General features: G+C 69.5%; 13 protein-coding genes. All 13 read left to right on the forward strand.

The window, feature by feature from the left end:
• Window positions 1-116 precede the first annotated feature (116 nt).
• The 13 genes from Q0D75_RS02925 to Q0D75_RS02985 all read left to right on the forward strand — a co-directional run bounded on the left by Q0D75_RS02925 (window position 117) and on the right by Q0D75_RS02985 (window position 16,336).
• Window positions 117-1,439, forward strand: coding sequence for an extracellular solute-binding protein (locus Q0D75_RS02925; protein ID WP_291049168.1), 1,323 nt, complete (start codon window positions 117-119; stop codon window positions 1,437-1,439).
• A 3-nt stretch (window positions 1,440-1,442) separates the two neighbouring features.
• Complete coding sequence (locus tag Q0D75_RS02930) at window positions 1,443-2,387, forward strand: sugar ABC transporter permease (protein ID WP_291049171.1); 945 nt, start codon at window positions 1,443-1,445, stop codon at window positions 2,385-2,387.
• Window positions 2,377-3,342, forward strand: coding sequence for a carbohydrate ABC transporter permease (locus tag Q0D75_RS02935; RefSeq protein ID WP_291049174.1), 966 nt, complete (start codon window positions 2,377-2,379; stop codon window positions 3,340-3,342). The genes Q0D75_RS02930 and Q0D75_RS02935 overlap by 11 nt, the downstream gene beginning before the upstream one ends.
• Before the next feature lies 1 nt (window position 3,343).
• The gene (locus Q0D75_RS02940; RefSeq protein WP_291049177.1) at window positions 3,344-5,953 is read left to right on the forward strand and encodes a glycoside hydrolase N-terminal domain-containing protein; all 2,610 of its coding nucleotides are present in this window, start codon (window positions 3,344-3,346) and stop codon (window positions 5,951-5,953) included.
• Window positions 5,954-8,317, forward strand: coding sequence for an alpha-xylosidase (yicI, locus tag Q0D75_RS02945; RefSeq protein ID WP_291049179.1), 2,364 nt, complete (start codon window positions 5,954-5,956; stop codon window positions 8,315-8,317).
• Between the two features lie 41 nt (window positions 8,318-8,358).
• Complete coding sequence (locus tag Q0D75_RS02950; protein ID WP_291049269.1) at window positions 8,359-9,744, forward strand: GH1 family beta-glucosidase; 1,386 nt, start codon at window positions 8,359-8,361, stop codon at window positions 9,742-9,744.
• A gap of 94 nt (window positions 9,745-9,838) precedes the next feature.
• Window positions 9,839-10,432 (forward strand): ATP-dependent Clp protease proteolytic subunit, encoded by a 594-nt coding sequence (locus Q0D75_RS02955; protein ID WP_291049181.1) that lies wholly within the window; start codon window positions 9,839-9,841, stop codon window positions 10,430-10,432.
• 33 nt (window positions 10,433-10,465) lie between these two features.
• Window positions 10,466-11,131: an ATP-dependent Clp protease proteolytic subunit gene (locus Q0D75_RS02960; protein WP_291049183.1), complete on the forward strand. Its 666-nt coding sequence runs from the start codon at window positions 10,466-10,468 to the stop codon at window positions 11,129-11,131.
• A 43-nt stretch (window positions 11,132-11,174) separates the two neighbouring features.
• Window positions 11,175-11,918, forward strand: coding sequence for an AAA family ATPase (locus tag Q0D75_RS02965; protein WP_291049186.1), 744 nt, complete (start codon window positions 11,175-11,177; stop codon window positions 11,916-11,918).
• Window positions 11,915-12,736, forward strand: a complete 822-nt coding sequence (locus Q0D75_RS02970; RefSeq protein WP_291049188.1) for a sulfite exporter TauE/SafE family protein — start codon at window positions 11,915-11,917, stop codon at window positions 12,734-12,736. Before Q0D75_RS02965 ends, Q0D75_RS02970 begins: the two co-directional genes overlap by 4 nt.
• A gap of 83 nt (window positions 12,737-12,819) precedes the next feature.
• Window positions 12,820-14,097 (forward strand): ATP-dependent Clp protease ATP-binding subunit ClpX, encoded by a 1,278-nt coding sequence (gene clpX, locus Q0D75_RS02975; protein ID WP_291049190.1) that lies wholly within the window; start codon window positions 12,820-12,822, stop codon window positions 14,095-14,097.
• Window positions 14,098-14,153: 56 nt separating this feature from the next.
• Entirely contained in the window at window positions 14,154-15,359 is a 1,206-nt protein-coding gene (locus Q0D75_RS02980) for a benzoate/H(+) symporter BenE family transporter (RefSeq protein WP_291049192.1), read from the forward strand.
• On the forward strand, window positions 15,356-16,336 hold the full coding sequence (locus tag Q0D75_RS02985) for an aldo/keto reductase (protein ID WP_291049195.1): 981 nt from the start codon (window positions 15,356-15,358) through the stop codon (window positions 16,334-16,336). The genes Q0D75_RS02980 and Q0D75_RS02985 overlap by 4 nt, the downstream gene beginning before the upstream one ends.
• The last annotated feature ends 31 nt before the right edge of the window (window positions 16,337-16,367 follow it).

Raw genomic sequence — 16,367 nt, forward strand, 5'->3', positions numbered from 1 at the left:
GAGCGGCGGTGGTCGAATCCAGTTGTAGCATCGGGCTTGACATTTTGTTCCACCAAGGCACAAAATAATCGGGCACCACCTGCACTCTGGACAATGTCGTCTGAAAGGACAAATCGATGAAAGCAACGAGGCTCACATCTCGCACCGCGCGCCGTGTCGCGGCGGGCGCCCTCGCCGGAGCCACCGCGATCGCCCTGCTGGCGGGGTGCTCGGCGTCATCCGGCGGCGCGACCGACTCCACCGCCGCCGGCGCCACCACCACGGTCGACTTCTGGGGCTGGGTTCCGGGTCTGGAAGACCTCGTGGCGCAGTACAACGAGGCCAACCCCGGCGTCGAGGTGAGCTTCCACCGGATGACCGGCGACGATGGCCAGAAGGTCGAAGCGGCCGTGGACGCGGGCGCCGGCCCCGACCTCGTGCAGCTCTCGACCCACGACCTGCCCGACTACGTCATCTCCGACCGCGTGCAGCCGATCACCGAGTACGTGGGCGACATCCAGGACAACAACACCGAGAGCGCTTGGACCTCCGTGACCTTCGGCGACGACGTGTACGGCGTCCCGCAGGGCATCGGGCCGGCCGGCATGATGTACCGCACCGACCTCTTCGACAAATTCGGGATCGCGGTCCCGGCCACCTGGGACGAGTACCTCGCCGCCGCTCGCGCCATCCACGCCGCCGACCCGAACGCCTACATCGCCAACCTCTCGCCGAGCGAGATCGGCCAGTGGATGCAGGAGGTGCAGCAGGCCGAGGGCAGCTGGTACGGCGTCGACGGCGATTCCTGGACCGTCGGGGTGAACGACGACGCGTCGAAGCTGGTCGCCGCACGCTGGCAGACCCTGCTCGACGAGGGCCTGGTGACGACCGAGCAGATGTGGACCCCGGAGTACTGGGCGCTGGTGAACTCGGGCAAGGTCGCCACCATCTCCTACGCGGCCTGGTTCCCGAGCCTGCTGGCCGAGAACGCGGCCGACACGAGCGGGCTCTGGCGCATCGCTCCGCTGCCGACCAACGCCGGTTCGACCAACTCGGGCGACTCCGGCGGCGCCGCGGTGGTGGTGCTGAAGGGCGCGGCCGATCCGGCGGCCGCTGCGAAGTTCGCGGCCTGGCTGAACGACTCCGATGAGACGCAGGATGCCCTCATCACCGTCGGCGGACTGTTCCCCTCCACGAAGAACGGTCTCGCCTCCGAGGCTCTGATGCAGCCGCAGCCCTTCTACGGCGACCAGGTGATCAACGAGGTCTTCGCTGACGCCGCAGAAAACACGCCCTCCACCTGGGTCGAGGGCCCGAACTACGGCACCGCGCAGACGGCGGTGACGGACGAGTTCGCCAAGGTCGTCACCGGCGAGCAGACCTTCGAGCAGGCCCTGGACAAGGCGCAGGCGGCCACGATCGCCGACCTGAAGAGCCGCGGCCTGAGCGTGGCCGAGTAGCCGATGGCCCTCGCAGCAGCACCGACGGCCACCCGGCGGCGGAAGTTCTCCGCCGCCGGGCGGCCCTGGATCCCGTACCTGTTCGTCGCGCCCTTCGTGGTGCTGTTCCTGGTGTTCCTGGCCGCCCCCATCGGGGTGGCGATCGGCAACAGCCTGCTCTCGCAGCAGTCATCGGGCCTGGGCTTCGGCGGCCGGGAACTCACCTTCGTCGGCATCGACAACTACATCCGGGCGTTCCAGGACTCCGACTTCGTGGTGAGCTTCGGGCGGGTGCTGCTCTACGGCGTGGTGCAGGTGCCGGTGATGATGATCATCGCCGGTCTGCTGGCGCTGCTGTTCGACTCGGCACTGGTCAAGGCCAAGAAGTTCTTCCAGTTCGCGGTCTTCCTTCCCTACGCGGTGCCCGGCGTCATCGCGGCGCTGCTGTGGGGGTTCCTCTACCAGCCGAGCGTGAGCCCGATCATCCAGGCCTTCACCTCGCTCGGCATCGACGTGAACCTGCTCGCGCCCGGCACGGTGCTCTGGTCGATCGCGAACATCGCGGTGTGGTCGAACACCGGCATCAACATGATCATCCTGTTCGCCGCGCTACAGACGGTGCCGCGCGAGATGTACGAGGCCGCCCGGCTGGACGGGGCCGGCGAGGCCCGGATCGCCTGGAGCATCAAGATCCCGATGATCGCCCCGGCCATCCTGCTCACCACGCTCTCCTCGGTGATCGGCACCCTGCAGCTGTTCAACGAGCCGCAGGTGCTGAAGACCATCACCTCGAACATCTCCAGCGACTTCACGCCGAACATGGCGATCTACGCCGCATCCACCCTCGGCAAAGACTCGCAGTACTCCTCGGCCATGGCCGTCATCCTCGGCGTGGTGACGCTGATCATCTCGGTGGTCATCCTGCGCATCACCAACCGCAGGTCGATGGGAGCCACCGATGGCATCTGACACCCTGACGCGCATCGCGCCACTGGCCGGCGCCGCTCCGGGCGGATCCGGGACCGGCGAAGACGAACCGCGGCCTCGCCGCCGGGGCGGAGACGTGAACCGGATCGCCGGCGACCGGGTGAGCCGGGGCTGGATGATCGCGGTCACGGTCGCCATGATCGTCGCCACGGCCTACTTCCTGATCCCGGTGCTCTGGCTCGTGGTCGCCTCGACCAAGTCCACCGGCGACCTCTTCTCGACGCCCGGCTTCGCCTTCGCCGACTTCCACCTCTGGGACAACCTGGTGGCGCTCAGCACCTACGACGGCGGCATCTTCTGGCGCTGGGGCCTGAACTCGGTGATCTACTCGGTGTTCGGTTCGGTGCTCACCACGCTCGTGAGCGCCGTCACCGGGTACGCGTTGGCGGTCTACCGCTTCCGGGGCCGCAAGGTGCTGATCGCGATCGTGCTCGGCAGCATGCTCATCCCCGGCACCGTGATCGCCCAGCCCACCTACGTGCTGCTGGTGGGCCTCGGCCTCAACAACACCTATGCCGGCCTGCTGCTGCCGGCCTTGGTCTACCCCTTCGGCGTGCTGCTGTGCTACATCTACGCGCAGTCGTCGGTGCCCACGGAACTGATCGAGGCCGCGCGCCTGGACGGGGCGGGGGAGGTGCGCATCTTCGTCTCGATGGGCCTGCGCCTGATGGGCACGGGCCTGGTGACGGTGCTGCTGTTCGCCTTCCTCGGCAGCTGGAACAGCTACCTGCTGCCCCTGCTGGTGCTCACCGACCAGGAGCTGATGCCCCTGACGGTCGGGCTCACCGGCTGGAGCCAGTCCTCGATCACCATCCCCGGGCTGCAGATCCTCACCGTGGTCGGATCCCTGGTGTCGATCATCCCGATCGCCGTCGTGTTCCTCTCGCTGCAGCGGTTCTGGAAGTCGGGCGTCACCGCCGGCGGCGTGCGTTTCTGAGATGACGCATCCCCTGTCCACCCTCGTCTTCTCGCGGCCCGCGACCGAGTGGCTCGAAGCGCTGCCGCTCGGCAACGGCCGGCTCGGCGCGATGTGCTGGGGCGGCACCCGTGCGGTGCGCTTCGACCTCAACGACGGTTCGCTCTGGTCGGGCCACCCCGGCAGTGAGGCGGGCCAGCCGCACCCTTCGGCCTCGGAGGCCGCGGCCGAGCTCGCTCTCGCGCGTCGCCTGCTGGCCTCGGGCGCACCGGTGGCGGCGGGCGACGCCCTCGCCCGGATGCAGTCCGACTACTCCCAGGCGTACCTCCCGCTCGCGACGGTGACGCTGATCGTCACGGATGCGGACGCGGATGCGGACGCCAGCGCCGCGCCGAGCCCCGCACCCGTGGGGCCGGACGATCCGAGCGAGTACCGGCGCACGCTCGATCTCACCTCGGGTCTGCACACCGTCCGGCATCGGCGGACGACGGCCCCCGGCCCCCTCGTCGCCGGTGAGGTCGTGCATCGTACGGCGATCTCGGCGCCCGACGGTGTGCTCGTGCACGTCATCGACGGCTTACCGGCCGGCACGGAGCTCGACCTCCTGCTCGAGTCCCCGCTGCGGGTGATCGACGATTCGACCCGTGAGACCGACGGCCCCGACGGCACGGTCTTCGACCGGCGGATGCTGCTGCGGGCGCCGAGCGACGTGCCGCCGGCACACGAGCCCTCCTTCCCGGCTGCGACGTGGCCGGATGACGCCGGCCGCTCGATCGACGCCGCGCTCCTGGTGCGGGTGCTGCGGCACACGGCGTCGAGCCGCGTGCTCGTGCTGGTCGCGAGCGAGACGACGTACGCGGGGATCGGCCGGGGTCTCGACGGCTCGGTTCAGGATGCCGCGGAGCGAGCATCCGCCCGGCTCGACGCCGCGCAGGCACGCGGCGCCGACGAGCTGCTCGCCCGCGCCCAGGCCGACCATTCCCGCCTGTTGAACCGCGTCGGCCTGCACCTGCACCCGCCGGCGGCGGATGCGGATCAGTCCCGCGGGCTGAGCCGCGTCGGCCCTGACCTGCACCCGCCGGCGGTGCCCACGGGCGATCCGCTCGGAACCGGTCGGGATGCCCCTCTCGACACCGCCCAGCGGCTTGAGCGGGCCTACGCCTATCCGGCCGGGCCGCTCGCCCACGACCCCGGCCTCGCCGCCCTGCTGTTCGACTACGGGCGGTACCTGCTCGTGGCCGCGTCGCGGCCCGGCGGGCTCCCGGCCACCCTGCAGGGGCTCTGGAACGATTCGATGCAGCCGCCGTGGAGCTCGGGCTACACGCTCAACATCAATCTGCAGATGAACTATTGGCCCGCCGGTCCGGCGGATCTCGAGGAGACCGCCGAGCCCCTGCTCCGCTTCGTGGAGGCGCTCGCCGCGAGCGGTGCCGAGACGGCCGCGCGGCTGTACGGCGCGCGCGGATGGGTGGCGCACCACAACTCCGACGCCTGGGCGTACACCGCGCCGGTCGGCGCACGGCACGGCGATCCCTCCTGGGCGTTCTGGCCGATGGCCGGGGCCTGGCTGGTGACGCTGCTGGCGGAGCTGGACCGCTTCGGGGGCGTCGACGAGCGGGTGCTGCGCGACCGGATCTGGCCGCTCCTGCGCGGAGCCGCGGAGTTCGGGCTCGACTGGCTGATCGAGCTGCCCGGCGGCGGATGGGGGACGGCTCCCTCGACCTCGCCGGAGAACCTGTTCCGCGACACCGACGGCATGCCCACGGGCGTGGACGTGTCGTCGGCCCTCGACCTCCAGCTGCTGCGCGAGATGTTCGAGACCACGGTGGCGGTGGCCGAGCGCCTCGGCGTCGACGATCGCGAGCTCGTGCCCCGGGTGCGCGCCCGCCTGGCGGCGCTGCCCGGGTCGCCCGCCGTCACCTCCGACGGGTCGATCCTCGAGTGGAGCGCCGAGCTCCCCGCGGTCGATCCTCACCACCGCCACGTCTCGCCGCTGTACTTCGTGTTCCCGGGCGCGACGCCGCTCACGCCCGAGCTGCGGGAGGCGGCATCCGTCTTCCTCGCCCGGCGCGGCGACGACTCGAGCGGGTGGTCGCTGGCCTGGAAGCTGGCGCTGCAGGCGCGGCTCGGCCGGCCGGACAAATTGTCCGACCTGCTCCGGCTGGTCTTCCGCGATGCCGCCGCCGCCCGCACCGCGGCGGCCGGGAAACCAGCGGGCCAGTGGGTGGGTGGTCTCTACCCGAACCTCTTCGCCGCGCATCCGCCGTTCCAGATCGACGGCAACCTCGGCTTCGTGGCCGCGGTCTGCGAGATGCTGCTGCAGAGCCACGACGGCGGCCTCCACCTGCTGCCCGCCCTGCCCGCCGAGTTCGCCGACGGCGAGGTGCGGGGGCTCGTGGCCCGGCCGGGGGTGATCGTCGGTCTCGCCTGGAGCGGCGGACAGCTCACCGAGGCCGTCTTCCGCGCTCGCGGCGATCGCGCCCGGCGAGCCCACCGCATCCGCTACCGGGGCGTCGAGCGCCTCATCCGCCTCGAGGCGCAGCAGACGGTGCGCCTCACGGCGGCCGACTTCGATCGCGAACCCGGGCCATCCGCCCCCCTCATCGACCTCAGAGAAAGCAGCACCCCCTAGATGAAATTCACCGACGGCTTCTGGATGCTGCGACCCGGCGTCACGAAGCTCTTCGCCCAAGAGGCCTACGACCTCGACGAGGTCGACGGCGCACTGCGCGTCACGGCCCCGACGAAGGTGATCGAGGCGCGCGGCGACACGCTCAACCGCGCCGTGCTCACGGTGACCCTCAGCTCGCCGCTGGAGGGTGTGATCGGCGTGCGGATCGAGCACTTCACGGGCGGGCACGACGGCTTCGGCTTTCCGCTGCCGGGGGCTGCGCCCGGTCACGGCGAGGTGCGCATCGACGATGCCGAGGGCGTGCTGGCCAGCGGGGAGCTGAGCGCCGTCGTCACCCGCGGCGCGCCCTGGAACCTCGAGTTCCGCGCCCGGACGACCGTCGGCGGCACGACCCGCACGCGCACGCTCACCCGCAGCTCGGCCAAGTCCGTCGCCACTGTCGACGTGGCCCCCGACGCGAACGTCGACGGCGCCCCGATCGGCTCCAACGGCAGCGCGGGCGCCCTGCATCCGCACTACATCCACGAGCAGCTGTCGCTCGGGGTGGGTGAACTCGTCTACGGCCTCGGCGAGCGCTTCGGCCCGGTGGTGAAGAACGGCCAGAGCGTCGAGACCTGGAACGCCGACGGGGGCACCTCGAGCGACCAGTCGTACAAGAGCGTTCCGTTCTATCTCAGCAACCGCGGGTACGGCGTGTTCGTGAACCACCCGGGGCACGTCTCGTTCGAGATCGGCTCGGAGGCCGTGGAGCGGGCGCAGTTCTCGGTGCCGGGGGAGCGGCTGGAGTACTACGTGATCGCGGGCGACCCCAAGCAGGTGCTCGACCGGTACACCCGGCTCACCGGGCGCCCGGCCGTGGTGCCGGCCTGGTCGTACGGGCTGTGGCTCTCGACGAGCTTCACCACGAGCTACGACGAGGAGACCGTCTCGGGCTTCGTCGACGAGATGGCGCGCCGCGACATCCCGCTCGCCGTGTTCCACTTCGACTGCTTCTGGATGCGCGAGTTCAACTGGTGCGACTTCGAGTGGGATCCGCGGGTGTTCCCCGACCCCGACGGGATGCTCGAGCGCCTGCACGCCAAAGACCTGCGGGTCTGCGTGTGGATCAATCCCTACATCGGCCAGCGCTCGAAGCTGTTCGACGAGGCCAGGGCCCTGGGCTTCCTGGTGAAGCGGGCGAACGGCGACGTCTGGCAGTGGGATCTCTGGCAGGCCGGGATGGGCCTGGTCGACTTCACGAATCCGGATGCCACCGAGTGGTACAAGGACAAGCTGCGCGCGCTGGTCGATCAGGGGGTCGACGCCTTCAAGACCGATTTCGGCGAGCGCATCCCCACCGACGTGGTGTGGTTCGACGGCTCCGACCCCGAGCGGATGCACAACTACTACACGCAGCTCTACAACGAGGCCGTGTTCGAGGTGCTGCAGGAGAAGCGCGGGGTCGGCGAGGCGATCCTGTTCGCCCGTTCGGGCACGGCGGGAGGTCAGCAGCTGCCCGTGCACTGGGGCGGCGACTCCACCTCGACGTTCGAGTCGATGGCCGAGACCCTGCGCGGCGGCCTCTCGCTGGCCTACAGCGGCTTCGCCTACTGGAGTCACGACATCGGCGGCTTCGAGGGAACCCCCGACTCGGCGGTGTTCAAGCGCTGGACGGCGTTCGGTCTGCTCTCCAGCCACAGCCGCTTCCACGGCAGCCAGTCGTACCGGGTGCCGTGGGCGTTCGACGAGGAAGCCGTCGAGGTCACGCGCGTGTTCGCGAAACTGAAGAACCGCCTGATGCCCTACCTCTTTGCGGCGGGGATCGAGGCGAGTGAGCGCGGAACGCCTCTGATGCGCCCGATGCCGCTGGAGTTCCCCGACGATCCGGCGGTGGCGTACCTCGACCGGCAGTACCTGCTTGGGGCCGACATCCTGGTCGCTCCGGTGTTCAGCGCCGACGGCGACGTGCAGTTCTACCTGCCCGACGGCACCTGGACCGATCAGCGCACCGGTGAGCCCGTGCGCGGCGGCGCCTGGCGCACCGAGACCCACGGCTTCCTCTCGCTGCCGCTCTACGTGCGCGAAGGCGCCGTGATCGCCCTGGGCGGTCGCGACGACCGGCCGGACTACGACTACCTCGATCAGCTCGTGCTGACCCTGTATCCGGGCTCGTTCCAGGGCGTTCGGGAGGTCACGGTGACGAATCCGGATGGCGGCTCGATCGTGTTCGAGGTGGAGTTCGGTGAGCGGCGCGCGTGCGTGCGTGCCCGCTCGGCCGGGGAATCCGACCTGCCCGCCTGGTCGGCCAGGATCGCGCATCCCGAGGGCGGCGGCTACGGTGATCCCGTGCCCGCCCGCGGCGCGGAACTGGAGGTCGCCTGGTGAACCCTGACGTGCTGCGGAACGACTATCGCGACACCGGTCTCATGTTCGGTCCCGATTTCGTGTTCGGATCGGCGACGGCCTCGTACCAGATCGAGGGCGCCGTTGCGGCCGACGGCCGGCGGCCCTCCATCTGGGACACCTACAGTCACACGCCGGGCAAGGTCTGGAACGGCGACACCGGCGACGTGGCGTGCGATCACTACAACCGCCTCGACGAGGATCTCGACATCATGGCCTCGCTCGGGCTCGATTCCTACCGCTTCTCGGTGGCCTGGCCGCGGATCGTGCCCGAGGGCACCGGCGCCGTGAACCAGCCCGGGATCGACTTCTACTCCCGGCTCGTCGACGGCCTGCTGGAACGCGGGATCACACCGGTGGCCACGCTCTACCACTGGGATCTTCCCCAGACGCTGGAGGATGCCGGCGGCTGGCCCGCCCGCGCCACCGCGGAGGCCTTCGCCGACTACGCCGCGGTGGTCGGCCGGGCCCTCGGCGACCGGGTCGCCACCTGGACCACCCTCAACGAGCCCTGGTGCTCGGCGTACCTCGGCTACGGGTCGGGGGCGCACGCGCCGGGCCGCACCGACGGCGCCGATGCGCTCGCCGCCGTGCATCACCTCAATCTCGCGCACGGCCTCGGAGTGCAGGCGCTCCGCTCGGTCGTGACGAACGAGCCCGACTACTCCGTCACGCTCAACTTCCACGTGCTGCGCGGGGAGGGCGAGACGGGCCCGGCGGCGATGCAGAAGATCGACGCGCTCGCGAACCGTGCGTTCACGCATCCGATTCTCAAGGGGGAGTACCCCGCCGACCTGATCGCGCAGACCGCCGAGGTCACCGACTGGGCGTTCGTGCGGCCGGGCGACCTCGAGGCGATCAACCAGCCCCTCGACGTGCTCGGCGTGAACTACTACTCCACGGCCCGGGTGCGGCTCTGGGACGGCGTCAGCCCCCGGCAGAACAGCGACGGGCACAAAGACATGGGCGGGTCGCCCTGGCCGGGCGCCTCCGACGTGGAGTTCGTGCCTCAACCCGGGCCCTACACCGACATGGGCTGGAACATCGAGCCGGCCGGCCTCGACGAGCTGCTCGGGGCGCTGCACGAGGAGTTCCCCGGCCTGCCGCTGATGATCACCGAGAACGGCGCCGCCTTCGCCGACACGGTGACGGATGCCGGCGACATCCACGATCCCGACCGCATCGACTATCTGCACCGGCACCTCGCGGCCGTGCACCGGGCGATCGCGCGGGGCGTCGACGTGCGCGGCTACTTCGTCTGGTCGCTGTTCGACAACTTCGAGTGGGGCTACGGCTACTCCAAGCGGTTCGGCATCGTGCGCGTCGACTACGACACGCTCCAGCGCACGCCGAAGGACAGTGCGGGCTGGTTCGCGGAGCTCGTCGCGTCCCACCGCCTGCACGCCTGATCGCCTTCCACTATCTGCCGACGGCGAACACGGGCCGCCAGAGCGGTGCGCTCCAGTAGATTCAAACCACTGCAAGCGAATTGGAGCGACACACATGGCCGAAACGGCTCTTCCATCCAGCGTCTTCGACCGACTGCTGAAGGACCGCATCATCTGGCTCGGGTCGGAAGTCCGCGACGACAACGCGAACGAGATCTGCGCCAAGATCCTGCTCCTCGCGGCCGAAGACCCCAAGCGCGACATCTACCTCTACATCAACTCGCCCGGCGGCTCGATCACGGCCGGCATGGCGATCTACGACACCATGAAGTTCGTGCCGAACGACATCGTGACCGTGGGCATCGGCATGGCCGCCTCGATGGGCCAGTTCCTGCTCACCAGCGGCACCAAGGGCAAGCGGTACATCACGCCGAACGCCCGCGTGCTGCTGCACCAGCCGCACGGCGGATTCGGCGGAACCGCCAGCGACATCCAGACCCAGGCGCAGCTCATCCTGAGCATGAAGCACACGCTCGCCCAGATCACGGCCGACCAGACGGGCAAGACCGTCGAGCAGGTCAACGAAGACGGCGACCGCGACCGCTGGTTCAGTGCCCAGGAGGCGCTGGAGTACGGCTTCGTCGACCACGTTCGCGAGTTCGCCAGCGATGTCGTCGGCGGCGCCGGCACGGCTGCCGACCAGCTCTAGTCCGCACCGATACGAGAACAGGGAAAAGAACCCATGGAAACCCCCACCTTCGGTGCGAGTGCCTACCGCAACGGCACCATGCCCACCGACCGCTACATCCTGCCCAGCTTCGAAGAGCGCACGGCCTACGGCTTCAAGCGTCAGGACCCGTACGCGAAGCTCTTCGAAGACCGCATCATCTTCCTCGGCGTGCAGATCGACGACGCCTCGGCCGATGACGTGATGGCCCAGCTGCTGGTGCTCGAGTCGCAGGATCCCGATCGCGACATCGAGATGTACATCAACTCGCCCGGTGGCTCGTTCACCGCGATGACGGCGATCTACGACACGATGCAGTACGTGCGCCCGCAGATCCAGACCGTGTGCCTGGGCCAGGCGGCCTCCGCCGCGGCCGTGCTGCTCGCGGCCGGAACGCCCGGCAAGCGCCTCGCACTCCCGAACGCGCGCATCCTGATCCACCAGCCGGCTACCGGCCAGGGCGGCGGCCAGGCGTCCGACATCGAGATCCAGGCCCGCGAGATCCTGCGGATGCGCGAGTGGCTCGAGTCGACGCTGTCGCACCACTCGAACCGCACGCTCGAGCAGGTCAACAAGGACATCGACCGCGACAAGATCCTCTCGGCCGCCGAGGCGCTGGACTACGGCCTCATCGACCAGGTGCTCACCTCGCGCAAGAACGTGCCGGCGCTGGTCAGCTGACCTCACCGCACGCCGCAGCGACGCCGTGTCCGACCAGGACTGGTTGACCGACAGCCGGGCCATCCGGAAGATCTCCTTCTTCTCGGATGCCCCGGCTGTCGCCGGTTCGTGGCCCATGACGGTGCCCGCCGTGGCCCAGCTGCAGGGCGGGCTGGAACTGGATCCGGGGATCACCTTCCTGGTGGGCGAGAACGGCAGCGGCAAGTCGACGGTGCTCGAGGGCATCGCGATGGCCTTCGGATTCCCCGCCGAGGGCGGAAGCCGCAACGGGGGAGGCCGCACCCGCGCGAGCGAGTCGCCGCTGGGGGAGTGGCTGAAGCTCGACCGCGGCTTGGTGGCGCCGCGCTGGGGTTTCTTCCTGCGCGCCGAGACCATGCACAGCTACTACAGCTATCTCGAGCAGCTGCCGGATTCGCCCGACCGCGACCTGCACGAGATGAGCCACGGCGAGTCGTTCCTCGCCCTGCTCGACCGCAAGATCGACTCGCCCGGCTTCTTCTGCCTCGACGAGCCCGAGGCGGCGCTGTCGTTCCAGTCGACGCTGCGCTACCTGGCCGATCTCGACGCCCTCGCGAAGGCGGGCGCGCAGGTCGTCTGCGCCACGCACTCGCCCGTGCTGGCCTCCCTGCCGGGAGCCACCATCCTCGAACTCGGCGAGTGGGGCATCCGGCGCACCGAGTGGGACGATCTGGAACTCGTGGGCCATTGGCGCCGGTTCCTGGATGCGCCCGGTCGCTATCTGCGCCACCTGATCGACACCGATGCCGACCGGGCGGGGAACGGATGACGCCGCCGGGGCCGCGCGCCACCGTCTGGATCCTGATCGCCATCGGCCTGGCCGGCGGCTTCCTCTCAGGCGTCTTCGGCGTGGGCGGCGGCACGATCGTGGTGCCGGCGCTGGTCGGCATCCTGGGCTTCTCGCAGAAGCTCGCCTCGGGCACCTCGCTGCTGGCCATCGCGCCCGTCACGATCGTGGGGGCGCTCAGCTACACCGTGCTCGGCACGGCGAACTGGGGCTACGGCCTGCTGCTGGCCGCCGGCGCGGTGGGCGGCGGTTTTCTCGGCAGCTGGCTGCTGGTCAAGCTGCCGTCGCGAGCCATCGCCCTGCTGTTCATCGTCTTCCTGCTGTTCGTGGCGGTGCGACTGGTGTTCTCCGAGCCCTCGAGCGCGGCTGCGCCGCAGCTCACCGTGTTCGGCGGCGTGCTGCTCGTGGCCGTCGGCTTCGTGGCCGGCGTGCTCTCCGGCGTCATCGGCGTGGGCGGTGGCATCGTGATCGTGCCGGCGCTCGTGCTCGGCGGCGGCGTGGGCGACCTCGTGGCCAAGGGGAGTTCGCTGATCGCGATCGCCCCGAGCAGCATCACCACGTCGGTGGCGAACCTGCGGCGCCGGAACGCCGACCTGAGGGCCGGTCTCGTGATCGGCCTGGCAGGATCCGTCGCCACCGTGGCCGGCAGCTGGACGGCCGCGGTCATCCCCACCCGCGCCGCCTCGATCGCCTTCGCGGTGTTCCTTGTGCTCGTGGCGGGCCAGATGCTCTGGCGTGAACTCGGCCGGACACGCCGCGGACGACGCGGAACGGGCCGTGCGCGACGGATCCGACCGTAAGGGTCTCGATTCGTGCGTGGCTGTCGAAGTGTGTCTGGGGTTCGGGTTAGGCTCGTCAGAACACAGCGACTAGGAGGCTGGGCATGGCACGCATAGGAGAGAGCGCCGACCTGCTCAAGTGCTCATTCTGCGGAAAGAGCCAGAAGCAGGTCCAGCAGCTCATCGCCGGGCCCGGTGTCTACATCTGCGACGAGTGCGTCGAGCTCTGCAACGAGATCATCGAAGAACGTCTCTCGGAGGCCAGCGAAGAAGCGGCCGGCGAGTTCGAGCTGCCCAAGCCGAAAGAGATCTACTCCTTCCTCGAGGAGTACGTCATCGGTCAGGATGCGGCCAAGCGCGCCCTGTCGGTGGCCGTCTACAACCACTACAAGCGCACCCGCGCCCGCACCACGATCGTCTCGGCCGAGGCCCAGGCCAACGAGGTCGAGATCGCCAAGAGCAACATCCTGCTGATCGGTCCCACGGGCTGCGGCAAGACCTATCTCGCGCAGACCTTGGCGAAGCGGCTGAACGTGCCGTTCGCGGTGGCGGATGCCACGGCACTCACCGAGGCCGGATACGTCGGCGAAGACGTCGAGAACATCCTGCTGAAGCTCATCCAGGCCGCGGACTACGACGTGAAGCGCGCCGAGACCGGCATCATCTACATCGACGAGATCGACAAGATCGCCCGCAAGGCCGAGAACCCGTCGATCACCCGCGACGTGTCGGGCGAGGGCGTGCAGCAGGCGCTGCTGAAGATCCTCGAGGGCACGGTCGCGAGCGTTCCGCCGCAGGGCGGGCGCAAGCATCCGCACCAGGAGTTCATCCAGATCGACACCACGAACGTGCTGTTCATCGTGGCGGGGGCCTTCGCGGGGCTCGAGGAGATCATCTCGCAGCGCGCCGGCAAGCGCGGCATCGGCTTCAACTCGCCCCTCTACAGCAAGAAGGCCGAAGCCTCCCTGTTCGGCGAGGTGCTTCCGGAAGACCTGCACAAGTTCGGGCTCATCCCCGAGTTCATCGGCCGGCTCCCCGTGGTCACCACGGTTCTGCCGCTGGATCAGGCCGCCCTCATGCAGATCCTCACCGAACCGCGTAACGCGCTGGTGCGACAGTACCAGCGCATGTTCGAACTCGACGGCGTCGAGCTCGACTTCGAGACGGATGCGCTCGAGGCCATCGCCGACCTGGCCGTGCTGCGGCAGACCGGTGCGAGAGGTCTGCGGGCGATCATGGAGGAGGTGCTCGGGCCGATCATGTTCGAGGTTCCCTCTACCGACGAGGTCGCCCGGGTGATCGTCACCCGCGAGGCCGTGCTTGAGAACGCCGCGCCCACCATCGTGCCGCGCAAGGCGCGCCGCGAAGAGAAGTCGGCCTAGGCCGCCGCCGCAGCAGCCATTCCGTTTCAGCCGCTTTGTTCTAACCGATCCAAGCGGTGACCGTCCGTCGCGGGGGAGACGCGCTCATCATCCAGCCCATCTCTGCCGGGATCGTCGCGTCGATCACCGGTTTCGCGAGTTCGTTCGTGCTGGTGGTCGCCGGCCTGCACGCCGTGGGGGCGAACGACGCCCAGGCGGCGAGCGGTCTGCTGGTCGTCTGCGTGCTGAGCGGTGTGCTCTGCATCCTGCTCGCCGTCACGTTCCGGATGCCGATCTCGTTCGCCTGGTCGACTCCGGGGGCGGCCCTGCTGGTCGCCGCCTCGGCGACCACGAACGACTTCCGGGCCGCCACGGGCGCGTTCCTGGTGTGCGGGGCCCTGATCGTGCTCTGCGGGCTCTGGCCGGCGCTCGGGCGCGCGATCACGAGCATCCCGCGGCCGCTGGCGAGCGCGATGCTCGCCGGCATCCTGTTCCCGATCTGCCTGGCGCCGATCACGGCGGCGATCGAGATCCCGTGGCTCGCCCTGCCCGTCATCCTGACCTGGCTGGTGCTGTTCCGCTTCGCACCGCGCTGGGCGGTGCCGGCGGCGATGGTGGTGGCCGCGATCGGCATCGGCGTGAGTGCGGGAACCGAGTGGCTGAGCGAGGCGTCGCTCTCGCCGCAGCTGACGTTCGTGGCGCCGGCATTCGATCCGCTGGTGATCGTGAGCCTCGGCATCCCCTTGTTCGTGGTGACGATGGCCGGGCAGAACGTTCCAGGCTTCGCCGTGATGTCGACCTTCGGCTACACCGTTCCGCCGCGCCCGGCGTTGCTGGCCTCGGGCCTCGGAACGATGGCCGGATCGTTCTTCGGCGGCCACGCCGTCAACCTGGCGGCGATCACGGCGGCGCTGATGGCCGGCCCGGATTCGCACCCCGACAAGTCGAAGCGGTGGATCGCCACCGTCACCTCGGGCATCGGCTTCATCGTGTTCGGGCTGGCCGCAGGGGTGGCCACGGCGCTCATCTCGGCGGCGCCGCCCATCCTCATCACGGCCGTGGCCGGTCTGGCACTGCTCGGTGCCCTGGCGACCTCGGTGTCGGCGGCGATCGAGGTGCCGGCCCATCGCATCCCGGCGATCGCGACCTTCTTGGTCACGGCATCCGGGATCGTCGTGGTGAGTATCGGATCGGCGTTCTGGGGGCTGCTCGTGGGCGGCGTCATCATGCTGTGGAGCGCCTTCCCGTGGCGCCGCCGCAGCACAACGAAAGGATCATCGTGAACAGCGTTCGCCTCGGCCGCTCAGGCCTCAGCATCTCACCCGTCGTGCTCGGCTGCATGAGCTACGGCGTGCCCGACCGTGGCACCCACACCTGGACCCTGCCCGAAGAGCAGTCGCGGCCGTTCTTCGTGCAGGCGCTCGAGGCAGGCCTGACCACCTTCGATACGGCCGACAGCTACTCCGACGGCACCAGCGAGGAGATCACCGGGCGGATGCTCGGCGAACTCGCCCGCCGCGACGAGGTGCAGATCTTCACCAAGGTGTTTTTCCCACTGGCGCGCGATGCCGGGCCGAATGACCACGGCCTCTCGCGGGCGCACATCCTGAACGCCATCGATGCGAGCCTGACCCGGCTCGGGACCGACTACGTCGACCTGTACCAGATCCACCGCTGGGATCCCGAAACGCCGATCGAGGAAACTATGGAGGCCCTCCACGACGTGGTGCGCGCGGGCAAGGCGCGGTACATCGGTGCCTCGTCGATGTTCGCCTGGCAGTTCGCGAAGGCGCAGCACGTGGCCGAGCGAAACGGGTGGACCCGGTTCGTGTCGATGCAGGACCAGTACAACCTGCTGCAGCGCGAGGAGGAGCGGGAGATGCATCCGCTGGTGCTCGACCAGGGTGTCGGCGTGCTGCCGTGGAGCCCGCTGGCCCGGGGCCGCCTCACGCGGCCGTGGGGCACGGAGACCGAGCGCACCGAGACCGACTGGGTCACGAAGCGCTTCTACGGCCAGGCGGATGCCGCCGACCGCGCGATCACCGAGGCCGTGGGCCGGGTCGCCGAGGCGCGCGGAGTGAGCCGGGCGCAGGTGGCGCTCGCCTGGGTGCGGCAGCAGAAGGCCGTCACCTCGCCGATCGTTGGGGCCACCAAGCCGCAGCACCTCAGCGACGCGATCGCCTCCCTCGAGGTGACGCTCAGCCCCGAAGAGCTCACCGCGCTCGAGGAGCATTACACGCCGCGCCTCCCGGAGTTCTAGAGCGACGCAGGTCGTCCGATCTCGGGAGGGC

The sequence above is a fragment of the Herbiconiux sp. genome (assembly GCF_023264855.1).
Lineage (GTDB): Bacteria > Actinomycetota > Actinomycetes > Actinomycetales > Microbacteriaceae > Herbiconiux.